The organism is Synechococcus sp. Cruz CV12-2-Slac-r, assembly GCF_024346075.1.
Taxonomy (GTDB): Bacteria; Cyanobacteriota; Cyanobacteriia; order PCC-6307; family Cyanobiaceae; genus Synechococcus_D.
In genome coordinates this window covers 21,303-43,651 of sequence record NZ_JAGQEK010000002.1, presented here as the reverse complement: position 1 = coordinate 43,651, position 22,349 = coordinate 21,303, and the positions used below count along the sequence as shown (strand labels likewise).

Sequence of the window (22,349 nt, the reverse complement as noted above, 5' to 3'; positions counted from 1 at the left end):
ATTGCTTGCTTCAGAAATTGAGCAACTGGTGAACTTATTGCCTGAATGGGAATTTCTTGATGGCAAGCTAAAGAGGCAATGGCGATTCAATGATTTTCCTCAAGCATTTGCTTTTATGGTGAGAGTAGCCTTTATAGCTGAAACTATGGGCCATCACCCTAATTGGAGTAATTCATGGAATTTAGTAACTATTGAACTTGTCACCCATGACCTAGGCGGGTTAACAAATCTTGATATTAAGTTAGCACAGCAGATCAATTGTTGTGTATGATTAAACTAACTACAAAAAATTGAAAATGAACCAGGCGAGTAATCAGTTGGAATTACTCAATGCTGCTTCCTCCTATTACTCTATGGTGTCAAGACTTGCATTGGTTGAGGCTGATATACCATTTTATAATCACATGTTAGATATTCACTTTGCAAAGCAACAGTTTAGTGATAGATATCGTGAATTAAATCCTCAGATGACTGTCCCTACTTTACGTGCTGAAAATCTTTTGCTAACAAGTAGTAAGGATATTTTGCAATGGGCCGCCTGCCAAGCTGGTTCTAGTTGGATGGATTCTGATATAAGTTTAACCCTTTTAATTAATGAATTGGTTTCTAATCATTATTTAATTTCAATTGAAGACCTTACTTTTGGAAAGTGGCTTTCTAGTAACAAGCTTTTGGCATTTGTTTTTCCTCGAATGCTTGCATCAACAGTTACCCGCTTGGAGAATCAATTGGAATCGGTTGATTTACTTTCTCCAGTGGATATTATTGCGCTAAAAAATAAGGCTCAACTAAATCGTTCAAGGCTTGCCTACTTTACGGAGGGCTCCCAAAAACAAAAATTAGAAGATATGAGGCTGAAGTGGAATAATTATTTACATACTATTCCATTGATTGAATCCAATCAATTCATATTTGGCGACCGTTTTAGTAGTATTGATGTGGTGCTAGTAGTTTTATTTGCTCGTCTTACTATGATTAATGAAACCAGTTTAATTGATAGGCCAGACCTCCAGAATTGGTGGGGTAGAGTGCAACTTCGCGGCAGTTTACGCGTGGCAGATTTATGGATGCGTATGCAACGCCGCCGTTTACTGCTAACTGCATGGAAAGCTCGGAATACAGTTATTAATTAAATATCAATTTATTATTTTCCTTGCTTACATTTACTTCACTTCCAGAGCAATAGCGGCCAGCTAATATTAATTTAGCAATTTGTGTTTCTAGCTCTTTTTGAATTGCACGCTTTATTGGCCTTGCCCCATACACTGGATCGTACCCAGCGGTTGCAATTAAATCTAGAGCGTCATTGCTTATGTTAAGGGTTATTTTTTGCTCTTCTAATCTTTTAGACAATCTTTCTATTTGTAGGCCAACAATTTCGCGTAATTCATCAGCTTTTAAGCTGTGAAAAATAATTATCTCATCTAATCGATTTAAAAATTCGGGTTTAAAATGAGAACGCAATACTTCATTAACGCTTCCTTCCATTTCAACATGTCGGCTATCATCTCCGCCTAATTCTATGATTGATTGGCTGCCAATATTACTAGTAAGAATTAGCACGGTATTTGTAAAATCAACTGTACGCCCCTGGCTATCTGTAGCACGGCCATCATCAAGAATTTGAAGCATTACATTGAATACATCGGGATGTGCTTTTTCTACCTCATCAAAAAGTATCACAGCATATGGTCTGCGCCGCACTGCCTCTGTAAGTTGTCCTCCATCCTCAAATCCCACATAACCTGGAGGGGCACCAATCAGTCTAGATACGGAATGTTTCTCCATATATTCACTCATATCTATACGAACCATCGCATCTTCACTATCAAATAATTCAGATGCCAATGCTTTACCTAATTCTGTTTTACCCACCCCGGTTGGTCCAAGAAATAGGAAGCTAGCAATGGGCCGATTTGGATCCGATAGCCCATCCCTTGAGCGTTGTATCGCATCAGCTACAGCGGTTACCGCTTGGCCTTGTCCAATTATGCGCTTATGTAATTCAGATTCTAATTCTAATAATTTTGTCATTTCTGATTTTGCTAATTTACTAACGGGAATACCAGTCCACTTTGCAATTACTTCAGCTATATCATCTTCTGTAACCTCCTCCCGCAGCAATTGTTGGCCAGGTTTTGCGCTGCTGCTATCCGCACTACCTAATTCGTTTTCCCTTAGCACTAGTTTTTTATTTAACTCCGCCAAAGTTCCATATTCCAGCGCTGCCGCTTTATTGAGGTCGTAGCTGCGTTTGGCTTGCTCTACTTGGAGTGTTATTTGCTCAATTTCTTCTTTCAATGCTTGGAGGTCGTCGATTGCGCTTTTTTCTTTTTGCCATTGGGCATTTAGGCTGCTTTGTTCCTCATTAAATTCAGCTAATTCTCTTTGAATTCGTTCTAATCTATCCTTGCTAGCAGTGTCTGATTCACGTGCAAGTGAGAGTTTCTCCATTTCTAATTGTAATATTTTTCGATCTATCTCATCAATTGCCTCTGGCTTAGAGGTGATTTCCATCTTTAATCGAGCAGCTGATTCATCAACTAAATCGATTGCTTTATCCGGTAAGAAGCGATCAGCAATATAACGACTACTAAGTACTGCTGCTGCAACAAGGGCTGTATCAGCAATTCTTACGCCATGGTGCACTTCATATCGTTCTTTTAAACCACGTAGTATTGAGATTGTATCTTCAACAGTTGGTTGGTCAACAAAAACTTGTTGAAAACGTCTCTCTAGAGCTGGATCTTTTTCAATATGTTTGCGATGTTCATCAAGAGTTGTAGCTCCGATGCATCTAAGTTCTCCACGGGCTAACATTGGTTTTAATAAATTGCTTGCATCCATAGCGCCACCGGAAGCTCCAGCTCCTACAACGGTATGAATTTCATCGATAAATAGTATTATTTGCCCCTCGCTAGTTGTTACTTCCTTTAGAACTGCTTTTAATCGTTCTTCAAATTCTCCTCTATATTTAGCACCTGCAATTAGTGCTCCCATATCAAGGGAAATAAGTTGTCTGTTTTGTAGTGCTGCTGGCACATCACCATTAACAATTCGCTGCGCTAGGCCCTCAACTATTGCTGTTTTACCAACTCCTGGCTCACCAATTAATACTGGATTATTTTTTGTACGCCTTGATAATATTTGAATAGTGCGTCTAATTTCTTCATCTCTACCAATTACAGGATCTAATTTTCCTTGCCGAGCAGCAGCTGTTAAATCGCGTCCGTATTTCTCAAGCGATTCATAGGTTCCTTCTGGATTTTGGTGTGTTACCCGTTGGCTGCCTCTTATCGCTTTGATGGCATCGCGCAGTTTATTTTCATTTAGATTTGCTGCTTGAAGCAGCTGCTTACCACAACGTTCATCTATGCCAAGCGCAAGTAGCAGATGTTCAATTGATATAAAACTATCTTCCAATTCTTTCTTAACTCCTTCAGATCGATCTAGTAGTGTTTGCATTCCTTTGCCTATAAATACACTCTCTGGGGCTGCGCCTAAACTTGGTTGACGTTGAATAAATTGTTCCACCTCTATTGTTAGCTTTGAGGTGTCCACACTTGCTTTTTCAAGGATCCTCACTGTTAGGCCTTGGTTTTGCTGCAGCAGGGCAAGAAATAGATGCTCAGTTTCAAGCTGTTGTTGCTTTTTTGCTTGTGCTATCGCCTGGGCAGACACAATTGCGGCCCAGGCCTGTTCTGTGAATTGTTCAGCGGTTGGTTGGATCACGATCAAGCTTTTAATTTCTAATCAAACTATGCGATGTTGCTTTCTTCTTTGTACGGTGTACCCACCTAGGGTGTGGTTATCCGATCAAATTGCATTGGTTTGATCTCTTTGTAATTACAAAACTTTAATGGGCATCCGTTTTCCCCATAGTCCGCATCGTATTGAGATAGACACCCCCGCGCATTTTTTCCAGCCACCTCTTCGGGTTTCAAATACTTAGGTTGGGCGTATTCCATTCCCCACGGCACCAGCCATTTGCAGCCCCTTTCCGTTAGCCCCTTGCGCGGAGCACCCATTGTTTGCTGAGCTTGTATTGGTGCTGAAATTAATAGGGGTAATCCCAGCAGCAGCAAAACTATTTTGAGGCTTTCTGATTTAAAGCGCATTACTGATTCCAAAACACTTGTGTTCTAGCGCTAAAATTTCCCCATGGAAACCTTTGAATCGTTGCTGCCAACTCTTGCTACTGAAGCTAAAAGCTATGGCAGTGATGACTTAGAGAGAAGCTGCTGGCTCGCTGTGCACCGTCATACACACGGAGTACTTCCCAGTGAATATGATATCCGTGAGATTCCCGAGGATTTATACCTTAAGTTATTAGCTTATTGCAGAGAGATCAATATTCAATAAAAAACCAGCTACATAAGTAGCTGGTTTTTTGATGCAATTTAATTTGCCGTTTGTTTATGCCCAGCCTTTAGAAGACATGTCTTCTACATAGGAGGCAACATCAGCAATGTCTGTTTCTGATAATTTGCCACCAAAAGCTGGCATTGCATTTTTGCCATTTGTTACTTGATAAGCGATAGCTGTTTCATGGCCAGCGCTGTAGTCGGCGAGGTAGGCATCCAATGCCTCAGCCTTAAGTGTGCGTTCGCCGTTAACCACATTGCCGCCCCCCATGTGGCAAGCCACACAGTTAGCGGAAAAGACCTGGGCGCCATGGGCTACATCCGCTGCATAGGCGGGTGCTGTGCCAACGGCGAGGCTGCCGAAGAGGAATGCAAAACAGAGGGCCACTAGGCCAATCAGGCGACGCATAAGCGCAAGAAATTTTCTCAATCAACCTAGTAAGCAAACGCCCAGCTTTAGCTGCTCTGAAATGGTTTGACATGTAAGTGGCTGAGCACTTCAGAGCACTGGGCCCCTTCGCGGTAGTTCGGCAGCTTCAAAAGCAGCCTCCAGGCTTGCGCTTTCGGATTGAAGCCCAAATCTTTCTGGTGGACTGATCGGTTGGTGTACAAAATGTCTTTGCTTGATGCTGAAGCGATCCCAGGCGGTTATTTCCAGCGGTAACACCTTGATCAGGGCTTCAATTAACCAGCCCCACAGTGGAATGCCGGGAGGGCGCCACATACCTCGCCAGCGGCATAGTTGCGCCACAGCAGCATCAATTGTTGTAGCTGGTTGACCAAGTACCAAGCGACGCACAGCTCCCTGGCCTGGTTCTTGATTTTTTTGATGCGGTGTGAGGCTGAGGTGGCAACAAACTTTGGCGATATCTGCTGCATGGATGAAGTGAAAGCTTGAATCAGCCCTTAGCCAACGGGCTAGCCAAAGCCAGTTGATTGCTTCTCCAAGGCCTGAGCTGAGATAACTGCTAGGGAACTTTCCCTTTCCATCCACTTGGCCGCCAAAGACAAGGGTTGGAAATACAGCAATTATTTTGTTTGCCAGCGGGTGGTTTTCGAGTTGAAGCAAGCATTGCGCTTTTGTTTGGATATATTCGGTGCCAAATTTCTCCGCTTCCGGCAGCAATTGCAATTCGCGATTCAAAATGCTGGCTGTGGAAAAGTAAATTATTTGCTCGAGTTGAGTTGGATCAAAACGCTGCAGTAGTTCTTTTACCGCAACCACATTCACCTGATGAGCTCTGAGGGGATCCCCCCAAGCAGTGGCGGTGTGAATTACGCGATTTACTGTTTTTAGGATCTGATCATGGCCTGATTGATCGCGTAAATCGCTTACCAGAAGCGTTATGCGTGGATGCTGCTGAGGAACAGCCTTTAATTTGCTCGGATCCCTTAACCACAGGATCAATTCCGCATCAGACTGATGAAATAGTTGGGCACCGATGTATTGCCCAACGCAACCGCTGGCACCGGTGATAAGAATTCTTGCAGGGCTCACTTCAGCCCACCGTGCCCATAAGTTCATTCACCCGCTTGCCTGTTTCAAAGAAAACCCTCGCATTCTCCTCTGGGGTGCCGGGCAGAATTCCATGGCCAAGATTAAGGATGTGCCGGCGTCCCCTTGCTTTTCGCACCGTGTCGATAATCCGATGGCGTATTGCTTCAGGGGTGCCAAACAGGAGGCCAGGATCAACATTGCCCTGAATTCCCACATGGTGGGGTAAGCGTTTGCAGCCATCTGCCATGTCAACACTCCAATCGAGGGAGATGAAATCAACTCCGGTTGCCGCCATACGCTCCAAAACTCCAGCCCCTCCAGAGATGTAGAGGATTAACGGAGTTTCTGGATGTTTTGCGCGTACCTGATCAATAACTCGTTTTTGGTAAGGAGCTGCGAAGGTGTCGTAATCCATGGGGCTTAACTGACCAGCCCAGGAATCAAATAACTGAACAACCTGAGCGCCAGAATCAATTTGATAATTCACATAGGTGGCAATGCTGTCTGCGAAATGGGCTAACAGCCGATGCATTAATTGCGGTTCGCGAAAGGCCATCGCCTTGATCACCGCATAATCTTTGCTGCTCTTACCTTCAACGGCGTAGGCAGCCAAGGTCCATGGAGCGCCAACAAAACCCAGCACTGCAGCGGCTGAACCAACGTTTTCTCTCAATCGTGTTAACACCTCCCCTACAAAACCAAGGCTGCTGGCGGGATCTAAAGCACGCAGTGCCTCCACTTGAGCAAGGCTGCGAATCGGTGGATCAATAATTGGCCCCTTGCTTTCGATGATGTCAAAGTTGATGCCCATCCCGGGCAGCGGGGTGAGAATATCTGAAAAAAGGATTACCCCATCAGGCTGAAAGGCCTGGAAAGGTTGCATCGAAATCTCATAAGAGAGATCTGGATTCTCTGAGCGTTCGCGGAAGGAAGGATGGCGATCACGTAGATCGCGGTACACCTTCATATATCGCCCTGCTTGACGCATCATCCATACAGGCGGACGTTCCACCTGCTCGCCTCGGGCAGCGCGGAGCAGCAGGGGAAGGGTGTCGCTCATAGAAAAGAAGAATGCTTAGCCGCCGACGCTACCCGACCAATCAGCTCTGCTTCATGTTTTCTTCATGGATTGCCGCAGGTGGCAGGCGGCTGGGGTCGAGCTTGAATACCAAGGAACTCAGTGGTGGTAAGCAAAGCTCCAAGGATTGTTCATAGCCATGCATGGCGTTGCCAGCGCTGAATTTACCGCCCAAATTGCCTTGATTTGAACCGCCGTAGCGAGAGCTATCGCTGTTGAAAGCTTCTTGATAGAAACCAGCAACTGGAACGCCGATGCGGTAATTGCCATGGCATTCAGGGGTGAAATTACACACCACCACAACCCAATTCCCTTCTTTTTCGTCACGACGCATAAAGCTCACAACGCTGTGGTTGTTGTCGTCGCAATCGATCCACTGGAACCCATAGTTTGCGAAATCACTACGCCAAAGGGCAGGCTCTGATTTGTAATAACTATTCAAATCATCCACCAAATTCAGGAGGCCTTGATGGGCTGGGAATTGCAATTTGTCCCATTCCAAATCGCCCCATACATTCCATTCTCCTCGCTGGCCAAATTCCATCCCCATAAAGATAGTTTTCTTGCCTGGATGGGTCCACATAAATGTTAATAGAGCTCTCACATTGGCAAATTTTAAATCATCGCTTCCTGGCATTTTGTGAAGCAAGTGGCTCTTGCCATGCACCACTTCATCGTGGCTCAAGGCCAACATGAAATTTTCGGTGTATTGATAGCAGATTGAAAAAGTAATGTTGTTTTGATGAAATTGACGGAACCAATGATCAAGTTCGAAATAATCGAGCATGTCGTGCATCCAGCCCATATTCCATTTGAGGTTGAAACCCAATCCCCCTACGTGGGTTGGTTGGGTAACCATGGGCCATGTTGTGGATTCCTCGGCGATTGCTAAAGCACCAGGAAAGTAGTGAAATAATAATGAGTTTGCTTGTTGCATAAAACGCACTGCTTCAAGATTTTCTCTTCCACCGTGCTCATTGGGAAGCCATTCGCCATCGGGCCTCAGGTAATCTCGATATAACATAGATGCAACTGCATCTACTCGGATGCCATCAATATGAAATTCTTCAAACCAGAAGAGAAGATTTGAAACTAAGAAATTCCGTACTTCATTACGGCTGTAATTAAATATCAATGTACCCCATTCTTTGTGCTCGCCAATTCTTGAATCACCATGTTCGTAAAGATGGCTTCCATCAAAGAAAGCAAGACCATGGGCATCTTTTGGAAAATGACCCGGCACCCAATCAAGAATTATGCCAATTCCTTCACTATGGCAGCGATCAACAAATGCTTTGAATTCATTTAGGGGGCCAAAACGACTGGTAGGTGCATAAAAGCCAGTTACTTGGTAACCCCATGAACCATCAAAGGGATGTTCTGCAATAGGCATTAATTCAATATGGGTAAATCCTCTAGCCTTCACATAAGGGATTACACGATCAGCTAATTCGGGATAGGTGAGTAAGCGAGCGCCCGGTTTAAGGTCTGCCGCTGGCACTGGTGTTCGTGCTTCACCATCGGTATCGATGTAAGGCTGATCAAAACTGCCGTGCATCCAGCTGCCCAGATGCATTTCATAAACTGAAACCGGTTGATCCAAAGGATTGCGGCTATCCCGTTGTTGCAACCAAGCGGTATCAGCCCATTCGTAACTGTTTAGATCAGCCACCAGCGAGGCTTGCAGTGGCCTCACCTCATGCTGAAAACCATAGGGGTCTGCTTTTTCGTAGCAGTGGCCGTCTTGGGTGCGCACTTCGTATTTGTAACGCTGGCCCACACGAATTCCTGGCACAAACAGTTCCCAACTGCCGCCTAAACGTTGCTGCATCGGCAGATTTCTGCCATCCCAGGCGGAGCAATCACCAATGAGAGCAACGCTACGGGCGCTTGGAGCCCATACGCAGAACTGCACCCCGGCCACACCCTGCTGCACCACGGGATGAGCACCCATGCGGCGCCAAATGTGGTGGTGATTGCCTTCCGAAAACAGATGGCGATCCATTTCTCCCATCCATTCCTCACGGAAGGCGTAGGGATCGTGTTGTTCGTGCGTAATACCGGCGCGATCAACCTTGAGCCTGTAACTGCTGCCGGGGTTTTGCTCGAGGACTTGTTCAAACAGCCAGGGATGATGGGGGCTCTCCATAGCCAATTCCTGGCCCTGATTCAACAGCCACACTCTGTTTGCATCGGGCAGCCACGCTCTTACCACCCAGCTCCCATTGGCTAAGGGTTGGGGGCCGAGTACCGCATAGGGGTGATCGTGGCAGCAGGTAGCTAAGCGTTCGCCATCGCCGTGCATCCAATCCAGGCTTTCCACAACCATCGCGGCCCAATACATCGCTGAGCGGGAGCCTAAACGCACCTGAGGCCATGGCTACCCCATGGCTAGCAGCTCCAAACCACTTCCAGCTAGTTGCAGCTGAATTCGAATGCTGGAGTGAGATGGTCCAACGGGCCCAGGAGCCCAGTGCCCATCACCACGATTCACACTGATGTGGGGCCAGGCGGCACCTGCAATGCTCAATCGCAACCTATCCCCGGCTTGCAGGCTGGCCAGCAAGGGTTGAAATTGCAGCTTGCGAGGTAAAAGTTGCTTGCAGTGTTCCCCCAGTTGCCTCAAAACGCCAGTGCTGAGAACAAGAACTTCAGAACCCTGTTGGCGTACTACCGCTAAATTTGCACAAAGATCAAAGCCGGGCTGATCAGCAGCTACAAGGGCTATTAATTGTGGTTTACCCCAAATTTCAAGTGCTTCCAATAGGGGGGGGCTTGTAAAACAAACAACATCGGCCCTTGCATCCAGGGCACTTCTTTCCTGCATACCAGCATCTGCTCCGAGATGACCTCCACAGCCAGGTACTGGCCGCCACGGATCATGAACCCAATAAACCTGCCCATAACCCTGTTCCTGCGCCAACAACAAGCCTTCATTGCTGCGGCTGGCAGCAAGGCCGCCACTGCTCAAGCCCCATTGCAGCTTGCCTGGATTTTGAGGATCCCTTTGCCGCCATTCCTTAGCCAAAAGATCAAAGGCAAGGCAGGGTTCCGGTTCTGCCGCAGGGGCTCGATCGCGTAAATGTTGATCAAAAAATGAAAGTTGCCATTCGTCTACCCCGCCACAGGCGCTGGCCCCTTGATTCGTACTGCCTACCTTGCGATCCCAAGCCAAATGACTCCATGGGCCAATGCGAATTAGCGGGTTTGCACCGGCTTGTTTGCTTTTGTTCCATAAGGAAAGACCGCCCTCCAAGTAAGGGTCATGCCACCCTTGGCACAGCAACAATGGCCGCTCCAAAACAGCAGAGCTGAGCTTTTGGTTTGGCCATTGCTCCTGAGCTTGCGGATTTAGCTCCAGCCAAGCCAGCACTGGATTGTTTGGGTTTGTATGGCGCAGTATTTCGAGTCCGTCAAATAAAAAAGTGCCGCTTTGTAGGCTTTTATAAATAAGTTTCCAATGCTCATTCCTGCCACTGCGGCGGCAATGTTCTGCCGCCAATTGCAGCCCCCAGCCCACATTGTTTGCCCACAGATGGGCGCCACCTTCAGTGGCCATATGAAGCCGTTCATCCCAGCCCGTCATGGCAGGAGCCATCGCATCAGCTGGATCACCGAGAAGTTGCGTTAGGCCTTGATAACTGAAGCCGTAGCTACCCACCCGGCCATTGCACAGGCGGTGTGCCCTCAAGGCCGAGATGCTGTCGGCGCCATCATTTACTTCTTGACTAAAGCCTTGAAAATCGCCTTCGGATTCAGCGCATCCCCTCACATCCTGAATAAGCACCAAATATCCCTGCTGGGCATACCAACTGGGATGGGCATAAACAACTGTTGAAGCAAGGCGATGGCCATAGGGTTGCCGCATTATTAGGGCCGGCCACGGACCAACTCCCCCCGGTTGCCAAAGTTCACCTTTAAGCAGGCATCCATCCCGCATTGGAATGGATAAAGGCGTTACATCAACGGACATCTGGGCAATACATACCCACTACATAAGTGGTGAGAATTTCGGCATCAAGGGTGCTCAACCCCTGGCTGCTCGCAGTAGTGCGCACGGCAGCGGGTCCATGGGCTTTTTGGCCACCGGCATTGAGTTTGCGGAAATCGCCGCAAAGCTGTTGAGCTAATTGTTTATTTTGTTTTACAGATTCCAGCAGCGGGCTAGCACCGGCAAAAGCAGCATTTAAGCCAAGGGCTAGAACCAACCCAGCCAAAGTTGGTAATAGACGTTTTGGTAATAGGCGTTGCGGAAACATTGCAGCCTATGGGGAAGATTTTTTATTTCAGTTCCAGAAGCGTTCCCCATGGGCTCAGCAAGTGTCAGTTCCCTGTCTGGGTAACTAAACCGCTTTTAAAATCGCGGATTGCTTCTCCAAGGATCACGGGTTTACTGCTGCCATCTGCTTGTTCCTCCAATTGCCGCAATTTCACGCGTACAAAGCCATCAGGGCTGCTGCGACCACTGCCGCGAAGGTTGCCTGCCAATTGCTCCAAGGTGGGCTGCACTGCAGACTTTGGGAAGTTTGCGCCTGCTGCGGCAACAATTAAATCCGTGCCGTTGTCAAATACAACTGGCACATACAGGGCACCTTCCACCTTCAAACGTGGGTTGTAACTGATGGCAAATGCTGCGCAGCCCGCCGCCAATAACAAAGTGAAACTGGTGAACCCCACCAATCGGAATCGAAATTCCCAACCTTTCCAAAAACCGAGCACAGTTAACAAGGCGAGCAAGGCAGCGAAGATGCCTATCCACGCCCCTGCTTTAAGAAGCACTGGATCAGCGGCCATCGATGGGTATGAAGCAAACCTTGATAAACCCTATATTGCGCCAAACCTGGACGAAATCACCGCCGCTATGGGGGGATTGATCCAGCAGCGACTTTTATTACCCCTCAGCTTGTTGGGGTTACTCAGCATCAGTGGCTGCCGAACTTGGCATTTGCCAATCGACTCACAATCGACAGCTTGGCATCGTCAGTTAGAGAATTGGCTGGAACGGGGCCTTGCTCACCCCGTGGAGTTGGGCGGATTTCAAGGTTTCAGCCACCACGGCTTGGCATTTGCAGCCACAAAAGTAAATCCCACCCCATCGGATCCCTCATCGTTGAGGGCTAAACAGCTTTTCCTATTGCCGGATCTTGTTCGCAGCCTGCAGCAACGCCAGTTGGTTTTGCGCATTGGTTTAAAGGGGTTTGAGGCTCGCATTATTAAAAACAGCACAGGACAGTTTTGGAAATTTCCTCGAGGAAAAGGCAAAGCACCTCGCTTGTTTCTGCAACTCAATCTGCTGGATTCAGCAACTTTGCGGATTAATAATGGAGAGGTTTGGCGTTTTAACCAAGGCCAATTAGATCTCGATTTGCCTAACCGTAAACTTGATTTTCAAGCACTTTTAAAACCTGAATTAGCAGTAAGTACGTCTCGATTGGTGCTCAGAAACCACTGGGGCGAGGGCGGTAATTTGCGAATTCAACTCGCTCTTCAAAAACTGCCACTTAGAAGTGTTTCTCGATTCCTTCCCCGGCCTATAAATGGAAAATTAGAAGGTGTTGCTTCCGGGCTGCTGCAATTAAATCGTCGAGAGGGTAGATGGCAATCTTGGGGCCCCCTACGAATTGAAAATTTTGCTTTTAATAGCCCTAAACCTTTACATTTTAAGGGCCTAAAAATAATATTTTCAGGCGAGCAACTTATGCTTGCTCCAAGCCGCTGGCGTTGGGCTGAACAAAGTGGCGACCTAGCTGCTTTTGCGAGCTGGAAGGGCTTTAAAAAATTTAAACTTTCTCTTGTTGGTAATCTTGTAGCCCGTGGTGCAGTCCCCAGGCTTAAGGCCACAGCAGAGCTGGAAGGGGCAGGGACTGATTGGCGCATGCGTAGCTTTTCTGTAAACGGCAAGAGCATTAAGGGGCAGGGAGCCATGAACTCAACGAATTGGTGGGTTTCTGCGCCCACAATTTCTTGGCGTAATTCTCAAACAAACCTCCGGGCCAATCTTTTAGCTAGTGGCAGTAATCGAGGCGAGTGGCGTTTGGAGCGGCTGGCGGGAAATTTTATAATCGATTCAGTGCAATTAGCTAAACCTCTTGGTGGCAACTACCGCTGGTTGAATAAAAGTTTAATTGTGCAAGCAGACGGACCACTGCAGCTAAATGCTTCCTGGCAGCCAAAAACAGGGCGCCCCCTCGGAGAGGGAGAAATAACTGGCTTAATAACTAGCAAGCGCTTGAATTTAAAACAATTTAAGCTCGGCCAACCTCTGCGTGGTTGGTTAGTTGCAAATGCAGAGATCAGAGGAACTCTGCAAAAACCTTTGTTTCAAGGTGATATTTATCTTGAGGATCTTGGTTATGGCCCATTGGGTATGCCCGGCATCTGGCAAGGCAAATGGCAGAGCAATAATTTCAGGCTTAAATCCAATTTCTGGCTTAAATCTAATGGGGGGATGATCTCAGCTCAATTGCAAGGCAGCAAGTTGAGCAGTTTTAACTGGCGCCAGGCAGCGGGCAATTTGACACTGGCAGCTAATGCAAACGGTTATCACTGGAACGTCCAAAAATGGGATTTAGCTCCCTTGCAATTACAACTGGAAGGCCGCAAGAAACTGCCATTAAATGGTTACATATCCGGAAATGGCAGCGCTGCTCTTAAACCCTTTGGCATTTCAGGAACAGCTATCTGGCTGCAGCCAGGCCTCGGGCCCTGGCGCGGCAAAAGCATGGAAATAAGCGGCCAATTTCGCAGTCCTGGATACGCCTTGAAAGCGAAGTTGGCTCCTGGTGATGGGAGCGAGGTGAGGCTAACTGCCAAGGGCGCAATTGCTGGCCAGTTGGATCTGCAGGCGAGCGGTTGGCGTTTACAGCCAGGAAATATTTGGCAGGTGCTGCAAAGCGTGGGTGGTCCAATTCCAGAACCCAGTAGTGGCAAAGCCGCTGATCTATTTGGCTTAGTAATTAGCGATTTTGGCAAAGGCTTGGATGCCCAACTTCAACAACTGCGAACAGCTGAAATTGAACTTGAGGCAACGCGGCTAAGTTCATCAAATAAGAACAGAAGTAGCCCAGAAAACCTTCGAGGTCTTTTTGATGCGGAGCTCAGTTTGCGCGGGCCAAGGCTTGATCAACTAACAATTGCGGCGGCTGCCCGGGGGCAGATTTGGCTGGAAGGCCAATTTGCAGATAAAGCGCTCAACCTGAGGCCCTTCGTGGCCACTCTGCAAGGTCCCCTCAAGCAAATCTCAGATGTAGAAGGTAAGGGCAAATTTAGCTTCAGCGGATTACCACTTGGCCTGCTTGCGCTTTTTACTCCAGTGCCCCCAGGTTTGCGGGGGTCACTGGGGGGCACTGGTAAATGGCGCTCAGGGAAAAAAGATCCCCAGATTCAAGTTGAGCTTGCTTTAGAGGAGGGGGTGATACGAGATCAACCTCTAAAACTGGAGCGCGGGGCGATTCAATTAAACAAAGATGCGCTCGATTTGGATATTGCCCTAAGAGGCGGTGCGGCTAGTAGCAGCATTGATCTGAGCGGGCGTCTGCCCCTAGATAAAGCAAAAGAAGGCCTGGAATTGCGTTTATCCAGCCGCAACGACGGCTTGATTTTTCTTGCGGCGCTAGTGCGTAGCAGCGTGGAATGGCGCCAAGGATCCGCAGATCTTCAATTGTTGGTGCGTGGTAGCCGCGAAAAACCGATTGCCAATGGCTTTGTGCGCCTGCGGGAAGCGGAGATTCGTTTTGCAGGTCAAACCCTAAGTAATTTACAGGCCGCCTTATTTTTTGATTTTAAACGCTTGGTTTTTGAGGAATTCAGCGCCTCAATTGGTAACGGCAGCATCGAGGCAAAGGGAAGCTTGCCTTTTGTTTCTCAAGCTGATCCAAATAATAATCAAGAGGTGAGATTTAAGTTAAATAATGTTCCAATCCAACAAGCAAACCTGCGGCTTCGCAGTGACGGTGAGCTGTTACTGAGCGGCAGCTTGCTGAAGCCTTTAGTGGGTGGTGAAATCAGCATTAGCAATGGAAGATTGCAATTGGGGGCCACTCAATTAAGGCAAACAGGAACAAATAAAATCCCACTTGAGTTGCGCTTACCAGAAACCAACTGGCAATTCCAGCAGCCTCTTGTGCTGTTGGGCCCCACGGTTGAATCCAGCTCTGGCCTAGCTCTTCGACAGGCAATCCCCGCAATTGGAATTGTGAGGCTCAAGGATTTGCGCCTTAATCTGGGGCCTGATTTACGTATCACAGCACAGCCAGTAGCTGATTTCAGCTTGGCTGGATTACTTACGCTAAATGGATCTTTGGGACCTGATATTCAACTTTCCGGTGTGGTGCGATTGCTGCAGGGGAGAGTGAATGTATTTACTAGCAGCTTGCGGCTTGATAACAACAGCCCAAACGTAGCTGTTTTTACCCCATCGCTTGGCTTGATTCCATATTTGGATTTAGCCCTTACCTCCCGGGTGTCTGATCAAGTACGCAGTGGCGAAAGAGCTGGGCTGCAAAGTGGTGATCAATTGCAAGGCAACTATTCCAATCTCGATCGCTTGAATCTCGTAAAAGTAGTTGTGCGAGTTTCAGGGCCTGCGGATCGCATTGGAGATAACCTCGAATTGCGCAGTATTCCACCCCTACCGCGGGAGCGCTTGATTGCACTACTTGGAGGTAACTCCTTAGCGGGATTATCCGGTGGTGATGCTGGCACTGCGCTAGTTACGGTGCTGGGGCAAACCCTACTAACACCAGTGGTTGGTGGATTTTCTGAATTGCTTGGCCAAAGGCTAAATGTGGCCCTATATCCCGCTTACTTAGACCCTTACGTAACAAATTCCAGTACTTCCAGTAGTAGTAATCGGCGTGTACCTTCGAAGCTTGTGCTGGGATCTGAGGTGGGGCTTGATATCACCGAAAAGCTAAGTCTTTCAATACTTGCAGCCCCTAATCGCAGTGATATTCCCCCAGAAGCCACCTTGCGATTTCAAGCTACAGACAACTTGGGCCTACAGGGTTCATTTGATCAGCAGGGCCGTTGGCAAAGCCAAGTTCAACTATTTTTCCGGTTTTAGGATTTGAATCAAGCTATAGGTTGCATACTATAAGTTGCATAGACGATGCTTTTTGTGGATTTTGGATCAACCTGGTGAGCTAATCGGCATCGATGTGGGGGGAACCGGTTTGAAAGTAGGGAGGTTTAACTACGCAGGCGAACTATTAGCTGAGCTAAATCAACCAACCCCAACGCCAGCTTCTCCTCAGAGCGTATGTGAAAGTTTGATCAAGATAGTTGAGCGGATAGATCCTGAAAATAAGGCGAGCGCTGTTGGGGTGGGTATCCCTGGACCTATTGATCGCTCTGGCCGAATAGCGCGGCTATGTATCAATTTGCCTGGATGGGAAAATGTGCCCTTAGCAGATTGGCTCGAGCAAAAATTACAAAGACCAGTGGTGCTTGGTAACGACGGAAATTGCGCTGTTTATGGTGAGCATTGGAAGGGGGCAGGTGAAGGCCTTCAAGACCTTGTGTTGCTCACCTTGGGCACAGGTGTTGGGGGTGGAGTGATCATTGCTGGGAAATTATTTTTGGGTTGCAATGGAGCAGCGGTTGAGCCTGGTTTAATTGGAATTGATCCCTATGGCCCAGCCTGCAATAGCGGTAACAACGGTTCTTTAGAGAGCTTTTGCAGCATTTCTGCTCTTACCACCTCTGCAGGCTGCAGTCCGTTGGAACTATCGCAAAGGGCTGCAGCAGGAGATCAAGTTGCGTTAGCCGCTTGGCGAAGCTATGGGCTTTTATTGGGTTGTGGCGTTAGTTCATTGATCTACTGCTTTACTCCGCAACGCTTTCTTTTGGGAGGTGGCATTAGTGCTGCCTTTCCCTATTTCGCACCAGCTTTGCGGGCGGAGGTTGAAAAGCGCGTGTTAGCTCCAAGCCGGCAAGGCCTTGAAATAATGGCGGCAGCGCTTGGCAACGGGGCGGGCCGTCTTGGGGCTGCGCGGCTTGCACTTGAGCAACTTGGTGGCTCTTTGCAGGGATGATATTTGCATAAACGAGCTCCTTCTAAAAAGTTATGTCTGCTGCGCTAAAAAACCCTGTGCCAAACCCAAGCCCCGAACTAACTGCTAGGGCAACAGGCTTGAGGCGCCATGCTTTAAATCTTGCTCAATGCAGCAATGCTGAACGAAGGCAAGCCTTGCTCGCCATGGCTGAATCATTAAACAAGCAGCGCGAATTAATCCTTGCTGCAAATCAAGCAGATTTGGAATTAGCAGCAAAAAATGAGTTGGCATCAGCCCTTGAAGCAAGGTTAAAGCTTGACGAAGCGAAGCTTGACGGGGCAATTGCTGGGGTGAGGCAACTAGCGCAACTGGCAGACCCTCTCGGCTGCCGCCAAATGCATCGTGAACTTGATTCTGGCCTGATTTTGGAGCGAATAAGCGTTCCTTTAGGGGTTGTGGGGGTGATTTTTGAAGCCAGACCTGATGCTGTAATTCAAATTGCGGCGCTAGCGATTCGTTCAGGAAATGGGGCAATCCTTAAAGGCGGCAGTGAAGCTAGCGGCAGTTGCATTGCAATCATGCAGGCGCTTCAAGCGGGTTTGGAAAATTCCATGGTTCATCCCGATGTGCTGACACTGCTTACTAGTAGGGAAGAAAGCCTTTCGTTATTAAAATTAGATGGCTTAGTTGATTTAATTATCCCGCGTGGATCCAATGAATTAGTGCGTTTCATTCAAGACAACACGCGCATACCGGTGCTGGGTCATGCGGATGGAATTTGTCATTTATACATTGATAAAAATATTGATCTTGATGAAGCCGTTGCGATCACCTTAGATAGCAAGATTCAATATCCAGCAGCCTGCAATGCCCTTGAAACACTGCTGGTTCATAAGGATGTGGCAGCTGCATTTCTTGCCGCAGCTGTACCGGCGCTAACAGCTGCGGGTGTGGAGTTGCGAGGGGATTCAGAAGCGCAATTACATGGGGTTTTACTAGCTGCTGAGGAGATGGATTGGTGTACTGAATATTTAGATCTAATCCTTGCAATCAAGGTGGTAAATGATCTTGAATCGGCAATTAACCACATACAGCGTTATGGCTCTCGCCACACAGATGCCATTTGCAGCAGTGATTTAGATGCTGCTGAACAATTTCTTGCCAAGGTTGATAGTGCTGGGGTGTATCACAATTGCTCCACCCGTTTTGCCGATGGCTTTCGCTATGGCTTTGGCGCTGAGGTGGGAATAAGTACCCAAACAATGCCTCCTCGCGGGCCTGTGGGCTTAGAGGGTTTGGTTACCTATCGATATCGGTTGCGGGGCACTGGCCAGGTGGTAAAAACTTATTCCAGTGGCGCAGCAAGCTTTAGCCACAAAGATCTGCCACTTTAATGCTATGCAATCTGCAATTATAATTAGACAATTAAAAATTTGGGCTCATGTGGGTGTTTTGAAATGGGAGCGAGAATTTGGTCAATGGTTTGAATTGGATTTGTGGCTTTTCTATGATTTTAGTAGTGCTGCATTAACAGATCAAATTGAACATACCATTAACTATGCTGATGTTATTGATACAATCCGTAAATTAAGTGAACTGATTAATTGCAATACGATTGAATATTTTTCAGAACAAATTTTTGAGGTTTTAGAAGCAAAATTTGGTATATTTCCAATGGAACTTGAATTAAAAAAATGTGATGCACCAATTCCAGCATTTAATGGTGTGGTTTCTGTAAAGCGATCCCGCAATCAATTCAAAAGCCCAGAATGACGCAACAGCGCTTGAGCTGATGGTGCCCGCCCGCGAAATGCTTCAAATATTTGCTGGGGGGTTTCACTGCCTCCGAGGCTCAATACTGTTGCCCTAAAACGTTGCCCCATTTCTTGCACAGCCAATTCATCATCCAAACCAGCTTCTTCGAAGGCTGCAAATGCATCTGCGCTTAATACTTCAGCCCATTTATAGCTGTAATAACCGGCTGAATATCCGCCCGCGAATATATGACTAAAACTGCAAAGCAAAGAATCTTCTTCCAGTAGCGGAAGAACACTGGTTGTTTTGGCAATTTCCCGACGCATTTGTTCTGGGCTTATTCCAGATTCGAGATGCCAATTGGCATGAAGTTGAAGATCTGTAAGGGCAAGATGCACCTGCCTAAGGGTATTTGCCCCAGCCATGAAATTCCTGGCCAATAAAAGCTTTGTATGCTCTTCTTCAGGTAAGGGCTCACCGCTTTTCCAGTGCCGAGCCATAGAAGTAAGAGTTTTTTTGTCGTAACACCAATTTTCCATGAATTGGCTTGGCAATTCAACTGCATCCCACTCAACTCCATTAATTCCAGCGGCCTCAGGTTGCTCAATTCTTGTGAGCATGTGTTGCAAACCATGGCCAAATTCGTGAAATAGTGTTTCCACTTCACTAAAAGTCATCAGGCTTGGTGTATCACCTAGCGGCGGACTTTGGTTGCAAATTAGGTATGCCACGGGCAGCACTAGCTTCCCGTTACTCAGGCGATGGCGACCTAAGCACTCATCCATCCAAGCTCCCCCGCGCTTTGATCCAGGTCTGCTGTAGGGGTCTAGATAAAAAGATGCTAAGAGTTCGTTTGATATTTTTTCGTATATCTTGAAGTAACGCACATCAGAGTGCCAAATTGGAGCACCGCCATCGGCTGCTTCGATACGTATCGAAAAGAGTCGTTCGCAGAGATCAAATAAACCATCTAACACCTGAGGTAATGGAAACCAGGGTCTCAATGATTCGCTGTCTAGATTGAATCTCTGCAAACGCAGTTTTTCGGCCCAAAAACTCACATCCCAGGGTTGCAAATCGGTAGCTTCCGGTGCCATATCGCGCAGATCATCCAATTCCTTGATACAAGATGTGAAACTAGGGGAGCGCAAATCTTCCAGAAGAGTTTCCACTGCAAATACAGATGGTGCCATTTTGCTGGCAAGGCTAACTTCCGCCCAATTTTTGTAACCGAGTAGAGCTGCTTTCTTTTGACGTAATTGCAGAATTTTAGTTACTAATATCTGATTATTGTTTGGCTCAAGAGAAGCTCTTGTGATGAAGGCTTTATATAGTTTTTCCCTCAACTGCCTCGATTCACTGAATTGCATGAAGGGGCCGTAGCGAGGTTGATCTAGGCCCAGCAACCAAGGTCCTGTTTCGGCAGATGCTTTTGGATGATCTTTCTGCTGTGCGGCATGGGCCAGAAGCTCGCGCAAACTCTGCGGACATCCCGCCATTTGAACCTCTTCTGTGATCAAAAGATTCCAATCTGCGGTGGCATCGAGCACGTTGTTGCTAAAGCTGGTGGCAAGGGCGCTCAACTCTTCACTGAGCTGGTTAAAAATGGGTTGATCTTCAACAGATAAACCAACACCTCGTAAGCGCATGGCGAGAAGCTCAGCTTGCAGGATGCGGTTTTGGCATTTTCCCAAGCCAGCAGCTTGAGATTCAAGGGCCTCTAAAGCTTCGTAAATCGCTTTGGATTGAGAGATTCTGCTAGTAAATTTCACAACCGCTGCTTGTTGCTTTTGGTGCGCCTCTCTTAGCTCAGGGTTATTGCAAACTCCTAGTAGATGATTAACTACGCCCCAGCTCCATCTGAGCCGTTCACCTATCTGCTGCAATGGTTGCAGCACTTCATCCCATTGGGGGTTAATGCCAAGTTTTGCTTGGTTGCAAAGGCTGTATTCAATTGTCTCTAGCTCTTTTTCAAGCTGATTCAGCAGATCGGGTATCGCCTGATTAACTGCCTCGCCATCGATGGCATTGAATTGGGGTATACCAACCCCATTTAGCAATTCTTTGTAGGGGGATAAGGCTTCAGCCATCGATTAACCAATTGTAGGTAGCATTTCTAATACAGCTATTAAGGTGCTGTGGATCTGAGCAGCAACTGTATCGGTGGTGGCGTCATAGATGCCACTGGCAAGACGGGGCCAAAATCCAATCATTAGAGTTGGCACCACAAGCACAAGTGCGATTGTTAATTCCCTGGGATTCATATCCCCTAATGTTGCAAGGGCTGGTATCCGCGGGCCAAAGAACACTCTCCTGCACATACTTAGTAAATACATAGGCGTTAAAATTAAACCCACTGCAGCTAATACTATGGTTATAACCCTAAAGCCAATCGTAAAACTTTCATTGCTGGTAATTCCAAGAAATACGGTGATTTCACTTACGAAACCACTCATTCCAGGAAGCGCTAATGAGGCAAGGCAAGTTATAACGAACATTGCAAATGTAACTGGTAAAACTTTTGCTAATCCCCCCATGTTTGGGATTGATAATGTTTTGGTTCGCTCGTAAAATACGCCTGTTACGAAGAATAAGCCAGCAGCTATTAAGCCATGGCTAATCATCTGAAGCATTGCACCATTCAAGCCCAGATCATTAACGGCCGCCAGTCCTAGCAGCACGAAGCCCATATGACTCACTGAGCTGCAGGCAATACGTCTTTTAACATTATCTTGACCAAATGCATTTAAAGCGCCATAAACAATATTTACGATTCCAAGCACCATTAATGCAGGAGCAAGTTTTAAGTGTGCTTCTGGGAGCATTTGCACATTAAATCTCAAAAGTGCATAACCACCCATTTTTAATAATACGCCCGCTAATAACATCGAAACAGGTGCACTTGCTTCGCCATGGGCATCGGGTAGCCAGGTATGAAGCGGAAACATAGGCAATTTCACGCCAAAACCTATTAAGAAGCCCAAATAACATAATAAACCAAATGTTCCGCTATAGCTGCGTTCAGATAATTCCTGAAGGTTTAACGTAAAGCCGTCACCGTGAAAGGCTAGTGCAAGGCCGCTTATCAGAATTAATAGGGAGGCAGTTGCGGTATATAAAATGAATTTTGTTGCGGCATATTGGCGTTTTTGCCCGCCCCAAATTGCAATCAATAAATATACAGGAACCAGTTCAAGCTCCCAAGCTAGAAAAAATAGAAGAAGATCTTGCGAAAGAAATACAACCCCCTGAGCTGAAGCCTGAGCTAATAAAAGCGCGAAATAAAGCCTTGGTTTTAATTCAATCTTCCAACTTGCAGCCACAGTAAGCATTGTTACGAGGCCGCTAAGCAGTACGAGTGGGGCTGAAATCCCATCGGCCGCCAAAGACCATTGCAACCCCATTGCTGGCAGCCAGTTGATGCGTTCAACCAGCTGCAGGCTGCCCAGGCTTGGATCGAAATGACGCCAAAACGTCCAGATCATCAATCCGAGATCAATAAGCAGGGTGCCGAGGGCTACCCAGCGACAGCTCTTCTGCCAGCCAGCTGGCAATACAGCCAAAACAAGCACCCCTACAAGAGGCAGCAATACAATCAGGCTCAATTCCAATTTTTGCCACCAGCTCCGGGCAGCAGCCAACCTATCAGTTTACTGCCA

At 47.2% G+C, this 22,349-nt stretch carries 17 protein-coding genes; 7 read left to right on the top strand and 10 right to left on the bottom strand.

What is annotated here, in order from left to right; genetic code table 11:
- Nucleotide 1: 1 nt before the first annotated feature.
- Both KB557_RS00615 and KB557_RS00610 read left to right on the top strand, forming a co-directional pair.
- Entirely contained in the window at nt 2-271 is a 270-nt protein-coding gene (locus KB557_RS00615; protein ID WP_399218414.1) for a 4a-hydroxytetrahydrobiopterin dehydratase, read from the top strand.
- A gap of 25 nt (nt 272-296) precedes the next feature.
- Nucleotides 297-1,133, top strand: a complete 837-nt coding sequence (locus KB557_RS00610; protein WP_255130857.1) for a glutathione S-transferase N-terminal domain-containing protein — start codon at nt 297-299, stop codon at nt 1,131-1,133.
- Here the strand turns inward: KB557_RS00610 and clpB are convergent.
- Nucleotides 1,126-3,729 carry an ATP-dependent chaperone ClpB gene (gene clpB, locus KB557_RS00605; RefSeq protein ID WP_255130865.1) on the bottom strand — a complete coding sequence of 868 codons (2,604 nt, stop codon included), beginning with the start codon at nt 3,727-3,729 and terminating at the stop codon, nt 1,126-1,128. The two genes, KB557_RS00610 and clpB, sit on opposite strands and share 8 nt — an antisense overlap.
- A 432-nt stretch (nt 3,730-4,161) precedes the next feature.
- Here clpB and KB557_RS00600 point away from each other — a divergent pair, with 432 nt between their 5' ends.
- Nucleotides 4,162-4,362 (top strand): hypothetical protein, encoded by a 201-nt coding sequence (locus KB557_RS00600; protein WP_255130856.1) that lies wholly within the window; start codon nt 4,162-4,164, stop codon nt 4,360-4,362.
- A gap of 54 nt (nt 4,363-4,416) precedes the next feature.
- Here the strand turns inward: KB557_RS00600 and KB557_RS00595 are convergent, their stop codons facing one another.
- The 7 genes from KB557_RS00595 to KB557_RS00565 form a co-directional block, all read right to left on the bottom strand.
- Nucleotides 4,417-4,773 carry a c-type cytochrome gene (locus KB557_RS00595; protein ID WP_255130854.1) on the bottom strand — a complete coding sequence of 119 codons (357 nt, stop codon included), beginning with the start codon at nt 4,771-4,773 and terminating at the stop codon, nt 4,417-4,419.
- Between the two features lie 90 nt (nt 4,774-4,863).
- Nucleotides 4,864-5,889, bottom strand: a complete 1,026-nt coding sequence (locus KB557_RS00590) for an NAD(P)-dependent oxidoreductase (protein ID WP_255130853.1) — start codon at nt 5,887-5,889, stop codon at nt 4,864-4,866.
- Complete coding sequence (hemE, locus tag KB557_RS00585; RefSeq protein ID WP_255130852.1) at nt 5,864-6,922, bottom strand: uroporphyrinogen decarboxylase; 1,059 nt, start codon at nt 6,920-6,922, stop codon at nt 5,864-5,866. Before hemE ends, KB557_RS00590 begins: the two co-directional genes overlap by 26 nt.
- Before the next feature lie 40 nt (nt 6,923-6,962).
- Nucleotides 6,963-9,269, bottom strand: coding sequence for a 1,4-alpha-glucan branching protein GlgB (gene glgB / locus KB557_RS00580; RefSeq protein ID WP_255130864.1), 2,307 nt, complete (start codon nt 9,267-9,269; stop codon nt 6,963-6,965).
- Nucleotides 9,270-9,320: 51 nt separating this feature from the next.
- Entirely contained in the window at nt 9,321-10,913 is a 1,593-nt protein-coding gene (locus KB557_RS00575; RefSeq protein WP_255130851.1) for a CocE/NonD family hydrolase, read from the bottom strand.
- Nucleotides 10,903-11,199 (bottom strand): hypothetical protein, encoded by a 297-nt coding sequence (locus KB557_RS00570; protein ID WP_255130850.1) that lies wholly within the window; start codon nt 11,197-11,199, stop codon nt 10,903-10,905. The genes KB557_RS00575 and KB557_RS00570 overlap by 11 nt, the downstream gene beginning before the upstream one ends.
- A gap of 64 nt (nt 11,200-11,263) precedes the next feature.
- Nucleotides 11,264-11,677, bottom strand: a complete 414-nt coding sequence (locus KB557_RS00565) for a DUF2518 family protein (RefSeq protein WP_315856174.1) — start codon at nt 11,675-11,677, stop codon at nt 11,264-11,266.
- A gap of 10 nt (nt 11,678-11,687) precedes the next feature.
- Here KB557_RS00565 and KB557_RS00560 point away from each other — a divergent pair, with 10 nt between their 5' ends.
- From KB557_RS00560 to folB, 4 genes are all read left to right on the top strand, one after another.
- Nucleotides 11,688-16,004 (top strand): translocation/assembly module TamB domain-containing protein, encoded by a 4,317-nt coding sequence (locus KB557_RS00560; protein WP_255130848.1) that lies wholly within the window; start codon nt 11,688-11,690, stop codon nt 16,002-16,004.
- Between the two features lie 61 nt (nt 16,005-16,065).
- On the top strand, nt 16,066-16,974 hold the full coding sequence (locus tag KB557_RS00555; RefSeq protein ID WP_255130847.1) for an ROK family protein: 909 nt from the start codon (nt 16,066-16,068) through the stop codon (nt 16,972-16,974).
- Between the two features lie 32 nt (nt 16,975-17,006).
- On the top strand, nt 17,007-18,329 hold the full coding sequence (locus KB557_RS00550) for a glutamate-5-semialdehyde dehydrogenase (protein WP_255130846.1): 1,323 nt from the start codon (nt 17,007-17,009) through the stop codon (nt 18,327-18,329).
- Nucleotides 18,289-18,708, top strand: coding sequence for a dihydroneopterin aldolase (folB, locus tag KB557_RS00545; protein ID WP_255130845.1), 420 nt, complete (start codon nt 18,289-18,291; stop codon nt 18,706-18,708). Before KB557_RS00550 ends, folB begins: the two co-directional genes overlap by 41 nt.
- On the opposite strand, the gene KB557_RS00540 is transcribed toward folB, so the two are convergent.
- Together KB557_RS00540 and KB557_RS00535 are read right to left on the bottom strand one after the other, a co-directional pair.
- Nucleotides 18,687-20,780 (bottom strand): M3 family metallopeptidase, encoded by a 2,094-nt coding sequence (locus KB557_RS00540; protein WP_255130844.1) that lies wholly within the window; start codon nt 20,778-20,780, stop codon nt 18,687-18,689. The genes folB and KB557_RS00540 overlap by 22 nt on opposite strands.
- 3 nt (nt 20,781-20,783) lie before the next feature.
- Nucleotides 20,784-22,331, bottom strand: coding sequence for an NAD(P)H-quinone oxidoreductase subunit 4 (locus tag KB557_RS00535; RefSeq protein ID WP_255130843.1), 1,548 nt, complete (start codon nt 22,329-22,331; stop codon nt 20,784-20,786).
- Nucleotides 22,332-22,349 lie beyond the last annotated feature (18 nt).